We start from the raw sequence: 14,361 nt of genomic DNA on the forward strand, positions 1-14,361 counted from the left end.
ATCCAGGGGGATACGCTGTGGTAAAGAGTTCGAAAAAACGGGCCTATCACAAAAATGATATCGATAATCTCAACCGTACCGCCCTAATTATCGGCGGGGTAATGGCTGCTGCCATTTTGCTTACCATGGTTGTTTCCTTCGTCATGTAGAATATCTGCTTTTCTCATTACACCGGCAACGGTGTTATTTTTTTTGCAGGATTTAGACAGGCAATAGCAAATAATTATTTGTGCCAAATTAATGTTTAGGAGGATTATAATGGAAGTAAAGACGGATATGCTGGATAAAGGCGCAATTTTGCAAAGAGATAACGAGACTTATGCTATTGCTCCCCACATACCGGGCGGCATTATTTTGGACCCTAATCTTTTGCGCAAGTTAGCCGACGTAGCGGAAAAATACGGTGCAAAAGCCCTTAAGGTAACGTCGGCGCAGCGTATTGCCATCGTAGGGATTGAGCCGGATAAAATTGATGCCGCCTGGGCAGAACTCGGCATGAGCAAAGGGCATGCGGTAGGGCTGTGCGTGCGGAGCGTGAAAATCTGTCCGGCTACCCATTTCTGCAAGCGGGCGCAGCAGGACGCGGTAACACTTGGGCTTGCCTTGGACGAGCGTTACCACGGTATGAATCTTCCTTCAAAGTTTAAAATCGGTGTTAGCGGCTGTATGAATTCCTGTGCCGAACCGGCGATCAAAGACCTGGGGATTATCGGGACGCCTAAGGGCTACCATATCCTAATTGGCGGCAACGCGGGCATTAAACCCCGGCTGGCTAACCTGCTGGCCGAGCATGTAGCGCCGGATGCTGTTTTGCCATTAGTTGATAAAATTATTACATATTATAAAGAAAATGCTCGTAACTATGAACGGATGGGCATGATGATTGATCGTCTCGGCTTTGAGAAGGTTAAGCAAGATATTTTGGGCTAGTGGATTAGATACCAATTTGTGGGTATACTCACGGTAGGTAAAGCGAAGGGGGCGAGAAGAATGGACTGGGTCAATGAAACAATTGAGCGTATTGCGCAGTGGGGTAAGGGCGAACAGGGTGTTACGCGCCTGGCTTATACTACCGTTGATCTTCAGGCAAGGGAATACATAATGGGGTTGATGCGTGAGGCAGGGCTGACTGTACGGGTGGACCAGATCGGTAACATTATTGGCCGTATGGATGGAACTGACCCCAATGCCCCTGCTGTTGTTACCGGTTCCCACCTTGATACCGTCCCAGAAGGTGGCAAATACGATGGGGTTGTCGGCGTTGTGGGGGGGCTTGCCGCTATTAAGGAACTAAAAGCACGCGGTTCTCTCACTCATCCCGTGGAGCTGATCATATTTGCCGCCGAGGAATCGAGCCGGTTCGGGTTCGCCACCATGGGCAGCAAGGCAATGGCTGGCTCCGCTAATCTATTGGCTTGGGGCAAAGCGCGGGATCAGGAGGGGAATAGTTTTCCCGATGTGCTGAAACGCTGCGGGCTGGATTTTCAAGCGCTGACTAACGCTAGCCGGTCGCCAGGCGAGATTAAAGCTTTTGTGGAACTGCATATCGAACAGGGGCCTATTCTTGAGAAAGAGGGCGTCCAAATTGGCGTTGTCGGGGCCATTGCCGCACCGACCAGGCTAAAAATAACTATTGAAGGGATGGCCGCCCATTCCGGTACTACGCCAATGGATCAGCGCCAAGACGCACTGGTTAGTGCTGCCATGGTGATACTAGCCGTCCAGGAGGTTGCGTCAGAACAATCCCATAAGGGCACAGTTGGTACTGTCGGTGCTATCAAGGTTTATCCGAATGTCATGAACGTTATTCCCGGGCGGGTCGAGATGTGGGTAGATATCCGCGGTGTTGATCATGAAAGCATCATCGAAACTTTACAAGACATTAAGGATGCGGTTAGCACCATTGCCGAGGCGCAGGAAACCCCTGTGGCTATCGAAGTTTTATCTTCTGATAAACCAGTTCAGCTTCATTCCGATGTTATTGAAGTCATCGAGACTGCCTGCCGCAAGTTAGGCGTTTCTTACCGGCATATCAATAGTGGCGCGGGGCATGATGCCATGAATATGGCCCAAATCGCTCCGTCCGGCATGATTTTTATTCCCTGCGCTAACGGCATTAGCCATAATCCGGATGAGTACGCTTCACCCAAGGATATTGAGGCAGGTATCTGTGTATTGACGGAAGTCCTCTATGAATTGGCAAAGTAGGTGTTTTATTGCAAATCGATGTATGTTTTACGCCAGATGATTATCTAGCGTCTTCCGCTAGCGTTGTCGTTGTTATTGATGTTTTACGTGCCACAACATCTATTGCCACGGCTTTTGCCAACGGTTGCCGGAAGCTAATCCCTACGGCGACGGTCGAAGAGGCCGTTGTTTTAAAGCAGGATCATTTTCCCGACGCATTACTGGCGGGTGAAAGGAAAGGGCTTATAATACCTGGCTTTCAGCTCGGCAACTCCCCGTTTGAGTATGTACGTAATATAGTGGATAGTAAAACGATTATCATGACGACGACAAACGGAACTAGGGCGTTGGGATTGGCGCGCAATGCCGCCAATGTTTTCACGGCCGCATTTGTCAATGCGGCTGCGGTGTGTGAGCGTTTGTCCGACATGGGTCGGGATGTTGTGTTTCTCTGTGCCGGTACGGAAGGAAATTTTTCAATAGAGGACGTCCTCTGTGCCGGTCTACTTGTCAGCCGTTTTGGTTTATCGGCCACTCTTAGTGACAAAGCTCTTGCCGCCCGCGCCATGTACGAGGGGGCTCACTCCGATTTGCTTAAAACGGTGATGACTTCGTCGCACGGGCGCTATTTGCGTGATATCGGTTTTGCCGATGATGTGGTCTTTTGTCTCCAGCACGATATTTTTTCAGTGGTTCCCCAATATTGTGATGGCATTATTACAATAACCTAAATAAGCCGGCCAATTATCTGGCCGGTTTTTTGTTAAAATTACCGTCTGTTAATTATGTAAACAATATGATACAATGGGGGGTGAACAAGAGGGGAAAGGAGATGAATTGTGAAGAAAGCAGTTGTTATCACTTTGATGGCGTTGACCATCAATATGTTTTCTCCTGTATTGCCACAGGCTCATGCTGCTTTTCTTGAGGACAAGCTCGCAGAAGTTGTCACTGCCGGTCCCAATATGGTACGGGTGCAAGAACTGCTGAGAGTAAAGAAGGATTTAGAACAAGGTAAAAAAGAAGCGTTGTGGGACTTACTCGCCAAAACAGCCTTGGAAAAAGCAAGTAAGTCAACAGCTGGCGCTGATGTCGTTTCTGTCGCGAACGGGGATTTGAATAAGAATGTAGAAACCGTCCTTCGTCAAGAAGTCGAGCAAACTTTAAGCGAGCGATTGGCTTCTTATGATAAGGAATTGGCCGTTATCTCTATGCTATTTAATTTCAATAATGTTCTGGCGCCGCAAAGCGTGCGCAATAATAATTCTCTAATGGGAGCGCCACAAAACTATAAGCGTGTCCTGGAAATGACAGCTACCGCTTATGCTCCCGGTCCGCTGGATAACGGCAAATGGGGAGATAAGACTTATATGGGCGGCAAAGTGCGCAAAGGCGTTGCCGCGGTTGACCCTAATGTAATCCCCATGGGGACCAGGCTTTGGGTGGAAGGCTATGGTGAAGCAATTGCCGAGGACCAAGGCAGCGCCATTAAAGGCAACCGTATCGACCTGGCTTTCAATACACGGAGCGAAGCCCTTGACTATGGCATTCAAAAAGTGAAAGTGTATGTACTTGAATAAGGGGATCGGGTTATCCGATCCTTTTTTCATTGGCGCTTACCAGGGCGCTATTTTCACACATATATTTCCATAGCTATCGTTCATATGGCGACTAGCTCACAGTTAGGAATAAATTGCCATTTTTTAGTTGTAGTTACCTTTGACTATGGAGTCAATTTATAGTAAAATTACAATAACGCCGAATCCGTTTGGTACGGGGGACCCACTAAAGATACAGGGGTGAATCCGCCAGAATGGTGGAAGGGTTCTTTCTCTAGTCCTTCTCTTTGACCCTAACCCGACAGCTAACCTCGGAGGCGTAGAAAAAGAGAGGTGAGACAATTGAAAAAAATTGCCCTTGCAGCGGTACTTACTCTGCTCATGCTGCTATTTGCCGCAACTTCCTTGGCTGCGCCGGGGGACAACCTTCTTCGCCAAGGCGACCGGGGAGAAGATGTACGGTATCTGCAAAAAATGTTAGCCGATAAAGGCTACTACGCCGGGGCAATTGACGGCATTTTTGGCGGCGCCACTATGCGTGCGGTGTTGGAGTTTCAGCGTGATAACGGACTAGTGGCCGATGGCATTGTCGGAAAAGACACTCTCCGCTATTTAGAACGGGCCGCGGTTGAACCTAGCCGGTACAGCAGGGTTTTAACCATGGTAGCTACTGCTTATACTCGTTTTGATGACGGCAATGGCAGCTATACTTATCGTGGCAATTTACTTCGCAAAGGATTGGCTGCCGTGGACCCGGCGGTCATTCCGCTTGGTACGCGCCTATATATTCCAGGATACGGCTATGCTATCGCTGATGACATTGGCGGGGCGATAAAAGGCAACAAAATTGACCTTGCCTTTGAAAGCCGGGAAGAAGCACTACAGTTTGGAAGACAACACGTAACTGTTTATGTACTTGATTGACAGGCTGCCAGCCTGTCTTTCTTTTGCCTTTTTTAAAGGAAAAATTAGCTAGGCGCCGTACTAGTTATATTTATGGGAAAGATATGCAAAGGTATAATGTGAGGAGGCACTAGTCTTGGTCAATAACATAGAGTGGCTTAAAGAGCATTTAAAGAATATTTATGATCGCAATCCCTATGTACGGTTACTGCAAATGTCAATAGCGAAAATTGAGGAAGGACGGGCCGAGTTGACCATGCCAGTCATTTATGGGAAGCATACAAATCTTTATGGTGTTGCTCATGGAGGGGCATTAGCTTCCTTAGCCGACACGGCAATGGGAGTGGCATGTGCTACGCTGGGCAACCGAGTGGTAACGATAGATATGAATATCAATTACATCCGCGGAGCGCAGCAGCAGTCTGTTGTCAAAGCTGTCGGAACTGTTGTTCATAAAGGGAAAAGCACTATGGTTGTAGAAGCGGACGTGCGTGATTGCGCTGAAGACATTTTATTGGCCAAAGCACGGGGGACTTTTTTCGTTATTGGCGCCTTTGAAAAAGGTGAGCACCATGATTGAAGTCCGGATTCCAACGGAACACGGTTATCTGTCAGGTGTCTTACACCGTCCTGATGGCGGCGGCAATTGCGCCTTGGTTATCTGCCACGGTTTCCGTGGCTCCAAAGACGGGGGCGGCAAGGCCGTACAACTGGCTAACGAGGCTGCGAAGTTAGGTATTTTTGTGTTGCGCTTTGATTTTACCCCCTTGCAATCATTATCAAATCAGATTTCCGAGGTAGGTTATGCTGTCGACTATTGCCGGCGATTTGTCAGTCCTCGTGTCTTACTATTAGGCCGCAGTATGGGGGGGAGTGCTTCGCTTGTTTTTGCGGCGAAGGATAAAAATATCGCCGGCCTGTGTCTATGGGCTACTCCCTGTAATTTGCACGCAACCTTTCGCTTAGCCCTTGGCGAAGGGTATGAAAAGCTTGTTAGGGGGGAACGGTTGTATATTTGTGATAATTACGGGAAGCTGGAACTAGGTCCGGAGTTTCTCCATGATTTAAGCCGTCATAATTTGTTTGCCGCTTTGCAGTCCTTACCGCCTATACCAATCTTGATTGTCCACGGGAACCAGGACGAGATTGTACCGCTTAGTCAGGCCCACGCTCTTTATGAGCAGGCAGCGCCGACGAAAGAGCTGATTGTTATCGATGGAGCTGACCACCATTTTACCGGTCATTCCGAACAAGCCATTGCCGCAACACTCCGGTGGCTAAAAATGTGGTTTTGTTCAGGTAGTATATAATTTTTTGCCGGGTACAAACTATCTGATGCGTGGATCGCAACTTTTGGCAAAAGGAGCGTGTATGCATTGGATCTTTCCGGCAACATGCTGGCGCTGTTGTTAGCCTTAATCTCCGGAGTGCTGATGGCCATACAGGGTTCATTAAATGCTGCCTTAAGCAAAGTAATCGGGCTTTTGGAAGCAACTTTTATAGTTCACGTCACCGGTACAATTATTTTGCTGGCGTTATTATTTTTGTTTCGTCTTGGGAAGGGAAATCTCGCCGCTTTGCCGGAGGCACCGTGGTATGCCTATTTGGGGGGGCTTGTCGGCGTTTTCATCATCTATCTTGTAGCAGCCAGTATACCTAGTGTCGGCGTATGCAATGCCACTACGGCCATTATTGTTGGGCAGGTGTTGACGGCGGTAGTTATTGATTATTTTGGGGGGTTTGGCCTTAACCGCACTCCTTGCAGTTGGCTACAATTAGTAGGGGTTGTTTTTTTGGCCTTGGGCGCCAAACTGTTGATAAGGTAACGAAGCCAAATTCAGCTTCGTTATTTATTTTTTAATTTGAATTTTTTCCGTAAGGGTGTTAACAAAAAAAATAATCTACGGTATACTATGTTTAGAAATTTTTGGCATTACTCCGCCAAACAAGGAGGAGAGGTATGGATTTTCACTTTACTCCCGACCAATTAGCTTTAAAAAAAATGGTCCAAGAACTTGTTGCCAAAGAAATTACGCCCTATGCCTTGGAAATGGATAAGACTGGGGAAATCAGGCCGGAACTGCTGAAAAAGCTGGATGAGGCGGGGATGCTGAATCTTACGGTGCCTGAAGAGTATGATGGTCCCGGTTTAGATGCCGTATCAATTGCTCTCATCTACGAAGAACTAGGCAAAGGATGTGCCGGAGTAGCAACAACGGTCGCTGCCAATGCGCTGGCTTCTTATCCAGTTTTGACTTCAGGTACTGACGAACAAAAACAAAAGTTTTTTTCCGTTATTAACAGCGGTAAAATGGCGGCCTTTGCCCTGACTGAGCCGGGCGCCGGTTCGGATGCGGGGGCGGTCGCTACCTCGGCTGTTAAGGATGGAGACTATTATGTGCTGAATGGGACAAAATGCTTTATCACCAATGGTGGTATTGCTGATATATACGTAGTCTTTGCCAATGCCCGCAAGTCAGCTGGTATTCGTGGTTTGACCGCTTTTATTGTAGAACGGGACACACCGGGTTTTTCCGTGGGCAAAGATGAGGACAAAATGGGGATCCGGGCGTCTAACACCTGTGAACTGATTCTCGATAATGTGCGTATTCCCGCGGCCAACCGTATCGGCCGCGAAGGTGAAGGGTTCAAGATTGCGATGAAGACGCTTGATGCTGCTCGGCCTTTTGTCGGCGCAGTTTCGGTAGGGCTTGCCCAAGCCGCTTTTGAGCTCGCAGTTAAGTATTCCCGCGAGCGGGAACAATTTGGCAAACCTATTGCTTCTTTCCAGTTAGTCCAGGCAATGATTGCCGATATGGCGATGCAAATTGAAGCTGCCCGTTTGCTCGTCTACAAAGCCTGTTGGATGAAAGACCAAGGTCTTCCTTATGCCAAAGAAGCGGCCATGGCAAAATGCTTCGCCGCCGATACGGCCATGAAGGTAACAACCGATGTCGTTCAGGTACTGGGTGGCTACGGCTATACGAAAGATTATCCTGCTGAGAAATATATGCGTGACGCCAAGATTATGCAAATTTATGAAGGGACTAACCAAATTCAGCGGCTGGTTATAGCTAATAACATTTTATATTAAAAGGTGTTGACATTCAGGGTTTACCGTAATATAATTAATTGTGCGTAAGGGGTTATAGCTCAGTTGGTTAGAGCGCTTCGTTGACATCGAAGAGGCCAGCGGTTCGAGTCCGTTTAACCCCACCAGTGAGATGAGGCCTACGAGGTTCTTGCTTCGTAGGCTTTTTTATTTTTGTTGTTTATTATTTACCCAATTGATATGCTGGCTGAATAGACGGGTAATGGGCATTTGTCATGATGTTTATGGCGGATAAAATAGTATATGCTAGTTTCGAGTGACTTTCATATTTCAATATTTTTCAAAAAAAGCAGGAATTTTTTAATTATTATCGCATAATTTATAATAGGATATACTAAAACAATAATAATGCTATGCTTATTTTGTTTGCTTTGAATTTATGATATAACTTATTGGAGGTAGGGGGTATGTGTCGGTTTGTTCACCAATGTTTAGTGCCCGATTGTGGAGACTGCAGGCATAATCAGGCAACAGACCGGGCAGTTAGTCAGAATGTTGCAGACGAAGGCCTCATGCGTGAGCATCTGTTCTGGCCAATAGATCAGCGAAGACGGGTTATTCAAGTCATCTATGATGAGAAGCAGGGATTGAATGCCTTTTTATTCGTGACGACAACTGGCGATAGTCTATAAAAGGGCCGTTGCTAATGCGGCTTTCCAGACTGCTTTGTGTTGAAACCTAGCTTTGTTTCGGTATTGCTGAACAAAAGTAGAGGAAAACTGATGTTTTACGACGAATTTATACTGCCAAACAAAGCAGCTGGAGGACAGTTATAATGTACAGTTTTCCTTTAGAAGAAAACGAAAGAATTCTTAAGAAAGACTTGGCGAATATGTCCTATGACGGCAACAATCTGCACGGGGCTCTCTATCTCACTACCGACCGTATCGTCTTTGTCGGGTATTTGCTGAATATTACCCAGAAATATTTTGAGGAAATTCCTCTTGCTCACATCGAGACGATTAAGCCCGAAAAGACCTTCTTTTTTATCCCCAATGCTTTTGCTATTACAACTATTAAAGACCGCCGTTTGAAGTTCATTGTCAATAAGCGGGATGAATGGATTGATGCAATCCAAAAGAGGATAAATAGCCTGTAAATAGCACCCGGCAGGGTGTTTTTTTATGGTTGAATACGCGATACATCTTCCTTCCTTTCCTTTCTATGGATTTTTGCGACTTTTCGTATGGTCTTGAAAGGGCGCACATATACTATAGTGTGGAAGGAAGTGGGGATGTGAAGCTACTGTCTGTTGGCTTGACGGGTACTATCGAAGAAATCCGGGCAAGACTGCAACAAGACTGCGGCAGTTTGGTCCAGGAGGGGGTTCGTATCGCTATTGATGAATTAAGCAAGGGGCGATATACCTTTCTTGGCTGTAATATTATTGAAGGCGAATTATCCTTTCGCAATTATGAACGTATAAAAAATTTGCTAAAACATTTCGTGGCCAAACTTTTAACCGATCAGATTTTGCAGCGCGAGGAAATAAATATTATTCGTAAAATTATCGACCGCAATTATTCGTATCTTAGTGTAGAAGAACGTAACATTGTTTTGGAAAACTCTTTAAACATCCTGAATAATGGTGGGGCCCTGCTTGAAGATTTTAGCCTTCCTGCGCGGCGTTCCAAAATATTAAACCGAATTTTAGAGTATTTAGATGACCACCATGAACTGGTTTTGGATGGCTTTATCACCTTCCGGCTTAAGGATTACCGTGACCAGTTAGCTCAGATCGTCGATAAAGCTGTTGACGAATACACGATGGACGTCGAATATAAAGAATTTATCCGTATACTGCGTTACTTTGTCGATGTGCAACGGCCGCAGATTGAAGAGGTCCATGTGGTTATCAAAGCCAATGACACGTTTAAACTTCTCGATACTCAGGGACAACCAATCCACAGCCAGTATCTGGAGAACTTTATTGCCCGGAATTCGGAAGAAATCAATTACGAGGACCTCTTGATTACGGCTCTGATTACCATTGCTCCGTTCAACATCATGCTCCATAATTTGGATGCCGCCAAGTCGCCTGACTTGGTGGATACAATTAAAAATATATTTTTAGGCCGGGTTGCTATCTGCCCCGGTTGCAACTTATGTCTATAGACCGTTGACTTGCCTGCTGAAACTATGTATAATGTTTCTAAAATAAAATAGTGCCAATAGTAATGCGGAGGATATGGCAGTAATATTTCACCCGTTTCAGAGAAAAGGCGTCGTAGGCTGTGAGCGCCTTTACGGGCCGTTGCTGTTACCCCCTCCAAACTGCTTGGCTGAACATATAGTAAGCCAAGCCGGGCGCGTCCCGTTATTTTAACGAAGTGGGCTTAAACAGGCCAATCAGGGTGGAACCGCGGGCTAGCTCTCGTCCCTTGGAGTGGACGGGAGTTTTATTATTTTTGACGCTAAATAGCAATGGATAGTTTTATTAAAAATGCTGTGAGGAGGATACATGTGAGTAAGCTTCAAATTATTCTGAAAGACGGGGCAATTAGGGAAGTCGAACCAGGCACGACCTTAATGCAACTGGCTGAGAGTATTAGTCGCGGTTTGGCTAAAAGTGCGCTTGTTGCCAAACTTGACGGTCAGGTCGTCGACTTGGCCTACCGCCTGAATAAAGGAGGTAAGGTAGAGTTTTTAACCTTTGAGGATGAAGAAGGCAAGGGCGCCTTGCGGCATAGTGCTTCGCATATTCTTGCTCAAGCTGTTAAACGCCTTTACGGGGATGTAAAGCTCGGCATTGGTCCGGCAATTGCCACCGGTTTTTACTATGATTTTGATACAACTCATACCTTCACACCGGATGACTTGGAAAAAATTCAGGATGTAAATGGAAAAGATTGTGAAGGAAGATATGCCTGTTGAGAGAATGGAAGTTAGCCGTGAGGAAGCGCTTCGGCTTTTTACGGAACAAGGTGAAGTTTATAAGGTGGAACTCATTCGTGACCTGCCGGAGGATGTCACGATTAGCCTCTACCGACAGGGTGAGTTTATTGATCTTTGTGCAGGGCCGCATGTGCCGTCAACGGGGCGGGTAAAGGCGATAAAGCTGCAGAGTCTTGCCGGCGCCTACTGGCGGGGAGATGAAAAGAGGAAAATGCTCCAGCGTATCTACGGTACGGCTTTTGAGAAAAAGGCTGACCTAGATGCTTACCTCCGTATGCTGGAAGAAGCCGCTAAACGGGATCATCGTAAATTGGGTCGCGAGCTGGACTTGTTCAGTATCCAAGATGAAGGACCTGGTTTTCCTTTTTTCCATCCCAAAGGGATGGTTATTCGCAATGAGCTCGAAAATTTTTGGCGGAAACTACATGTAAAGTATGGTTATCAGGAAATTAAGACGCCAATTATTCTCCACCAGCGTTTATGGCAGCAATCGGGCCATTGGGACCATTATCGGGAAAATATGTATTTCACTACTATTGATGGCGAAGGTTATGCGGTCAAACCGATGAACTGCCCTGGCGGTATTCTCGTCTACCGTACTCAACACCATAGCTATCGTGACCTTCCGCTGCGCACCTGCGAACTTGGTCTGGTTCATCGTCATGAGCTGTCCGGCGCTTTGCACGGTTTGATGCGTGTACGCAGTTTTACCCAGGACGATGCCCATATTTTCATGCTGCCATCGCAGATCAAAGACGAAATTCAGGGCGTTATTGACTTGTTTAACGAAGTCTACAGCACTTTTGGCTTAACTTATCATGCTGAACTCAGCACCAAACCGGAAAAAGCCATGGGCTCGGACGAAATTTGGGAAGTTGCCACCAACGCTCTCCGGGAGGCCTTGGAAGAACGTGGCATGCCATACAAAATTAACGAAGGGGATGGCGCATTTTACGGTCCCAAAATTGACTTTCACCTCCGCGACTCCATCGGCCGGACCTGGCAGTGCGGCACCATTCAGTTAGACATGCTTATGCCGGAAAAGTTTGATCTAACTTATGTCGGTGAAGATGGTCAGAAACACCGTCCTGTTATGATCCACCGCGTTGCTTATGGTAGTTTGGAGCGGTTCATTGGTATTCTCATCGAGCATTATGCCGGCGCTTTTCCGACATGGCTTGCGCCTGTTCAAGTTAAAATCCTGCCGATAACCGACCGGCATGTCGCTTATGCTCAGGAAGTTGCAACTCTTATGCGTAGCAAAGATATCCGGGTAGAAGTAGACAGCCGCAACGAAAAAATTGGTTATAAAATCCGTGAAGGCCAACTGGAGAAAGTGCCCTATATGTTGATCGTAGGCGATAAAGAGACCGAAACCCGGACGGTTGCGGTAAGAAAGCGCGGCCAAGGCGACATTGGCGCGCAAGCCGTAGACGATTTTGTTGCCGCTATTTTGGCGGAAATACAAGGTAAAATAAATAATTGATTGTTGTCTTGACTTTTATGGCAATGGATGCTAACATATCAGAGTAAAGTTGAATAAGCTTGACAAGTAGAAGCCATCCGCTTCTCACCTTACAACGCATTAGCAGTTCGTAAGGTTCTGTAAACCCTTGTTTACGCTTTATTGCGGGTGGTTTATGCCATCCGTTTTTTGTTTGGCAGTATCGTAGGAGGTGAGTGGCAATTAGCAAAGATACCACCATGAGGATTAACGAAGAAATCCGGGCGCGTGAAGTCCGGGTTATTAGCAGCACCGGAGAACAATTGGGAATCATGCCGCTAAGGGATGCGCTACGACTGGCAGGTGAGCAGCAGCTTGACTTGGTGGAAGTGGCGCCCCAGGCTAAACCGCCGGTTTGCCGTATTATGGACTTTGGCAAGTTCAAGTATGAGCAGCAAAAGCGGGACAAAGAAGCCAAGAAGAAACAGAAAATCATAACCGTAAAAGAAGTAAAAATTCGGCCTAACATTGAGGAACATGACTTCAATGTTAAAATAAAACATGCGCAGCGTTTCCTGGAAGACGGTGATAAGGTAAAAGTTACGATCATGTTCCGGGGACGCGAACTATCTCATCCTGAACTGGGCAAGCAAGTTCTGACGAAGATGGCTAATGAACTGAAAAACATTGCTGCCGTGGAACGCGAGCCTAAGCTGGAAGGGAAAAATATGATTATGATTCTTGCACCCAAGACACATAATTAAAGGGAGGACCAATCATGCCGAAAATTAAAACTCGCAAAAGTGCTGCAAAACGTTTTAAAGTTACTGGCTCTGGTGAATTTAAACGCGCGAAAGCTTTCAAGAGCCATATTCTTGAGAAAAAATCTCCGGCGCGTAAACGTAATCTACGCAAGGCCGCCCTGGTAAGCAAAGCGGACTATGAACGTGTAGCGCGCATGCTGCCTTATGCGTAATGAATATAGACTACAACGATAATTGCTAGGAGGTTATACACATGCCAAGAGTAAAAAAAGGAGTAACTGCACATAGACGTCACAAAAAAATCTTAAAACTGGCAAAAGGTTATCGTGGCGCCAGAAGCAAACAGTTTAAGAAAGCTAACGAGCTAGTAATGAAAGCTCTGTACTATGCGCGTCGTGACCGTCGGGCCAAGAAAGGCGAATTCCGTAAACTCTGGATTACTCGAATTAACGCGGCGGCTCGTATCAATGGCTTATCTTACAGCCAGCTTATTAACGGCTTGAAAAAAGCAGGCGTGGAAGTTAATCGTAAAATGCTTGCCGATTTGGCAGTAAATGATATGGCTGCTTTCAGTAAACTTGTTGAAACAGCAAAGGCCCAACTTTAATAAATAGACGACTCTTGAATTTTGTTTTCAAGAGTCGTTTTTATTTGCATAATCGCGGAAAAACTGGAAACAATTTTGTCTAAGTTAATGAACGGCTCGTTTTGAATTGCGGTTAAATTATAATTTTTAAGATAATTCGGCAGGTTTTTTGTGGTGGCTCGCGAATAAAATATATTAGCTGGAGTACCACTAAAATAATCCAATAAGGAGGAGTTCAACCTTGGCCTTAGTAACGATGCGTGAACTACTTCAAGATGCACAGAAGCGTAAGTACGCAGTGGGCGGGTTCAATGTCTTCAACTTTGAAACGTTGGGCGCAGTAGTCGAAGTTGCGGAAGAACTAAAAACACCATTGGTGCTCGGTATTCCGGAGCGGCTGTTTAAATTCGTTGACGTCGACACTCTTGGCGCCGCAATGGTGCGTGCTGCCCAGAAAGCCACTGTCCCGGTTGCATTACATCTTGATCATGGGCATACTTATGAAGGTATTATGAAGGCCATTCGTTGGGGATTTACCTCGGTAATGTTTGACGGCTCATCTTTGTCTTTTAGTGAAAACTTAAAACGGACGAAAGAAATCAGTCGCATAGCCCATTCCCTTGGTATTTCTGTCGAGGGTGAATTGGGCTATGTTGGCTATTATGATAGTTTGCATGATATCAATGAAGATAATTTGGTGAAACCGGAAATGGCGGCTGACTTTGTTGACAAAACAGGAGTTGATGCGCTGGCTGTTGCGGTAGGCAACAACCATGGGGCATACCGCGGCGCGCCGAAGTTGAACTTTTCCCGTTTAAGCGAACTCAGCGCCGCCGTTCAGGTACCGCTTGTCATGCATGGAGGAGCGCGCCTTACCAGAGATGAATACCGTAACTCTATTCAGTCGGGCA

The 14,361-nt window shown here is 46.4% G+C and carries 16 protein-coding genes, 1 tRNA gene, 1 pseudogene, 1 riboswitch and 2 other annotated features; all 18 genes and pseudogenes read left to right on the plus strand.

The genetic code is table 11. The features are described 5' to 3' along the window. The first annotated feature begins 17 nt into the window (after positions 1 to 17). Positions 18 to 149 (plus strand): DUF2970 domain-containing protein, encoded by a 132-nt coding sequence (locus tag TCARDRAFT_RS16225; protein ID WP_156784701.1) that lies wholly within the window; start codon positions 18 to 20, stop codon positions 147 to 149. A 109-nt stretch (positions 150 to 258) separates the two neighbouring features. Then, positions 259 to 930: a nitrite/sulfite reductase domain-containing protein gene (locus TCARDRAFT_RS12095; protein WP_007290270.1), complete on the plus strand. Its 672-nt coding sequence runs from the start codon at positions 259 to 261 to the stop codon at positions 928 to 930. 60 nt (positions 931 to 990) lie between these two features. Then, complete coding sequence (locus TCARDRAFT_RS12100; protein ID WP_007290271.1) at positions 991 to 2,208, plus strand: M20 family metallo-hydrolase; 1,218 nt, start codon at positions 991 to 993, stop codon at positions 2,206 to 2,208. Between the two features lie 8 nt (positions 2,209 to 2,216). Then, positions 2,217 to 2,918, plus strand: a complete 702-nt coding sequence (locus TCARDRAFT_RS12105) for a 2-phosphosulfolactate phosphatase (RefSeq protein ID WP_007290272.1) — start codon at positions 2,217 to 2,219, stop codon at positions 2,916 to 2,918. 108 nt (positions 2,919 to 3,026) lie between these two features. Next, positions 3,027 to 3,767 (plus strand): 3D domain-containing protein, encoded by a 741-nt coding sequence (locus TCARDRAFT_RS16230; RefSeq protein ID WP_007290273.1) that lies wholly within the window; start codon positions 3,027 to 3,029, stop codon positions 3,765 to 3,767. Between the two features lie 166 nt (positions 3,768 to 3,933). Beyond that, positions 3,934 to 4,081: riboswitch (cyclic di-AMP (ydaO/yuaA leader) on the plus strand. Then, the gene (locus TCARDRAFT_RS12115; protein WP_232199130.1) at positions 4,080 to 4,670 is read left to right on the plus strand and encodes a peptidoglycan-binding protein; all 591 of its coding nucleotides are present in this window, start codon (positions 4,080 to 4,082) and stop codon (positions 4,668 to 4,670) included. (Overlaps the previous riboswitch by 2 nt.) Before the next feature lie 115 nt (positions 4,671 to 4,785). Next, positions 4,786 to 5,229 (plus strand): PaaI family thioesterase, encoded by a 444-nt coding sequence (locus TCARDRAFT_RS12120; protein WP_007290275.1) that lies wholly within the window; start codon positions 4,786 to 4,788, stop codon positions 5,227 to 5,229. Beyond that, the gene (locus TCARDRAFT_RS12125; protein WP_007290276.1) at positions 5,222 to 5,959 is read left to right on the plus strand and encodes an alpha/beta hydrolase; all 738 of its coding nucleotides are present in this window, start codon (positions 5,222 to 5,224) and stop codon (positions 5,957 to 5,959) included. Before TCARDRAFT_RS12120 ends, TCARDRAFT_RS12125 begins: the two co-directional genes overlap by 8 nt. 57 nt (positions 5,960 to 6,016) lie before the next feature. Next, positions 6,017 to 6,475: a DMT family transporter gene (locus TCARDRAFT_RS12130; protein WP_232199131.1), complete on the plus strand. Its 459-nt coding sequence runs from the start codon at positions 6,017 to 6,019 to the stop codon at positions 6,473 to 6,475. A gap of 134 nt (positions 6,476 to 6,609) precedes the next feature. Next, complete coding sequence (locus TCARDRAFT_RS12135) at positions 6,610 to 7,743, plus strand: acyl-CoA dehydrogenase (RefSeq protein ID WP_007290278.1); 1,134 nt, start codon at positions 6,610 to 6,612, stop codon at positions 7,741 to 7,743. Positions 7,744 to 7,791: 48 nt separating this feature from the next. Further along, positions 7,792 to 7,868: transfer RNA gene (locus TCARDRAFT_RS12140), tRNA-Val, on the plus strand. Between the two features lie 668 nt (positions 7,869 to 8,536). Next, positions 8,537 to 8,860, plus strand: a complete 324-nt coding sequence (locus TCARDRAFT_RS12150) for a GRAM domain-containing protein (RefSeq protein ID WP_007290279.1) — start codon at positions 8,537 to 8,539, stop codon at positions 8,858 to 8,860. Positions 8,861 to 8,997: 137 nt separating this feature from the next. Then, a complete protein-coding gene (ytxC, locus tag TCARDRAFT_RS12155; RefSeq protein WP_040683404.1) occupies positions 8,998 to 9,876 on the plus strand; it encodes a putative sporulation protein YtxC in 879 nt (292 codons plus the stop codon). 53 nt (positions 9,877 to 9,929) lie between these two features. Then, positions 9,930 to 10,146: a binding site (T-box leader), on the plus strand. Between the two features lie 39 nt (positions 10,147 to 10,185). Next, positions 10,186 to 12,142, plus strand: a pseudogene (gene thrS, locus TCARDRAFT_RS12160) (threonine--tRNA ligase). 58 nt (positions 12,143 to 12,200) lie between these two features. Beyond that, positions 12,201 to 12,321 (plus strand) — a sequence feature (ribosomal protein L20 leader region). 39 nt (positions 12,322 to 12,360) lie between these two features. Beyond that, positions 12,361 to 12,864 carry a translation initiation factor IF-3 gene (gene infC / locus TCARDRAFT_RS12165; protein WP_007290283.1) on the plus strand — a complete coding sequence of 168 codons (504 nt, stop codon included), beginning with the start codon at positions 12,361 to 12,363 and terminating at the stop codon, positions 12,862 to 12,864. Positions 12,865 to 12,878: 14 nt separating this feature from the next. Beyond that, the gene (gene rpmI, locus TCARDRAFT_RS12170) at positions 12,879 to 13,076 is read left to right on the plus strand and encodes a 50S ribosomal protein L35 (RefSeq protein ID WP_007290285.1); all 198 of its coding nucleotides are present in this window, start codon (positions 12,879 to 12,881) and stop codon (positions 13,074 to 13,076) included. A 41-nt stretch (positions 13,077 to 13,117) separates the two neighbouring features. After that, on the plus strand, positions 13,118 to 13,471 hold the full coding sequence (gene rplT / locus TCARDRAFT_RS12175; RefSeq protein WP_007290284.1) for a 50S ribosomal protein L20: 354 nt from the start codon (positions 13,118 to 13,120) through the stop codon (positions 13,469 to 13,471). 220 nt (positions 13,472 to 13,691) lie between these two features. Continuing rightward, positions 13,692 to 14,361 (plus strand): class II fructose-bisphosphate aldolase (locus TCARDRAFT_RS12185; protein WP_040683406.1); only part of this gene is annotated, 670 nt, incomplete at its 3' end.

Source organism: Thermosinus carboxydivorans Nor1 (genome assembly GCF_000169155.1).
Taxonomy (GTDB): Bacteria; Bacillota; Negativicutes; order Sporomusales; family Thermosinaceae; genus Thermosinus; species Thermosinus carboxydivorans.

Excerpts from the sequence above, each read along its gene's own strand:
- TCARDRAFT_RS12095 (WP_007290270.1), top strand. The coding sequence starts at position 259 with ATGGAAGTAAAGACGGATATGCTGGATAAAGGCGCAATTTTGCAAAGA.
- TCARDRAFT_RS12100 (WP_007290271.1), top strand. The coding sequence starts at position 991 with ATGGACTGGGTCAATGAAACAATTGAGCGTATTGCGCAGTGGGGTAAG.
- TCARDRAFT_RS12125 (WP_007290276.1), top strand. The coding sequence starts at position 5,222 with ATGATTGAAGTCCGGATTCCAACGGAACACGGTTATCTGTCAGGTGTC.
- TCARDRAFT_RS12135 (WP_007290278.1), top strand. The coding sequence starts at position 6,610 with ATGGATTTTCACTTTACTCCCGACCAATTAGCTTTAAAAAAAATGGTC.
- TCARDRAFT_RS12150 (WP_007290279.1), top strand. The coding sequence starts at position 8,537 with ATGTACAGTTTTCCTTTAGAAGAAAACGAAAGAATTCTTAAGAAAGAC.
- infC (WP_007290283.1), top strand. The coding sequence starts at position 12,361 with ATGAGGATTAACGAAGAAATCCGGGCGCGTGAAGTCCGGGTTATTAGC.
- rpmI (WP_007290285.1), top strand. The coding sequence starts at position 12,879 with ATGCCGAAAATTAAAACTCGCAAAAGTGCTGCAAAACGTTTTAAAGTT.
- rplT (WP_007290284.1), top strand. The coding sequence starts at position 13,118 with ATGCCAAGAGTAAAAAAAGGAGTAACTGCACATAGACGTCACAAAAAA.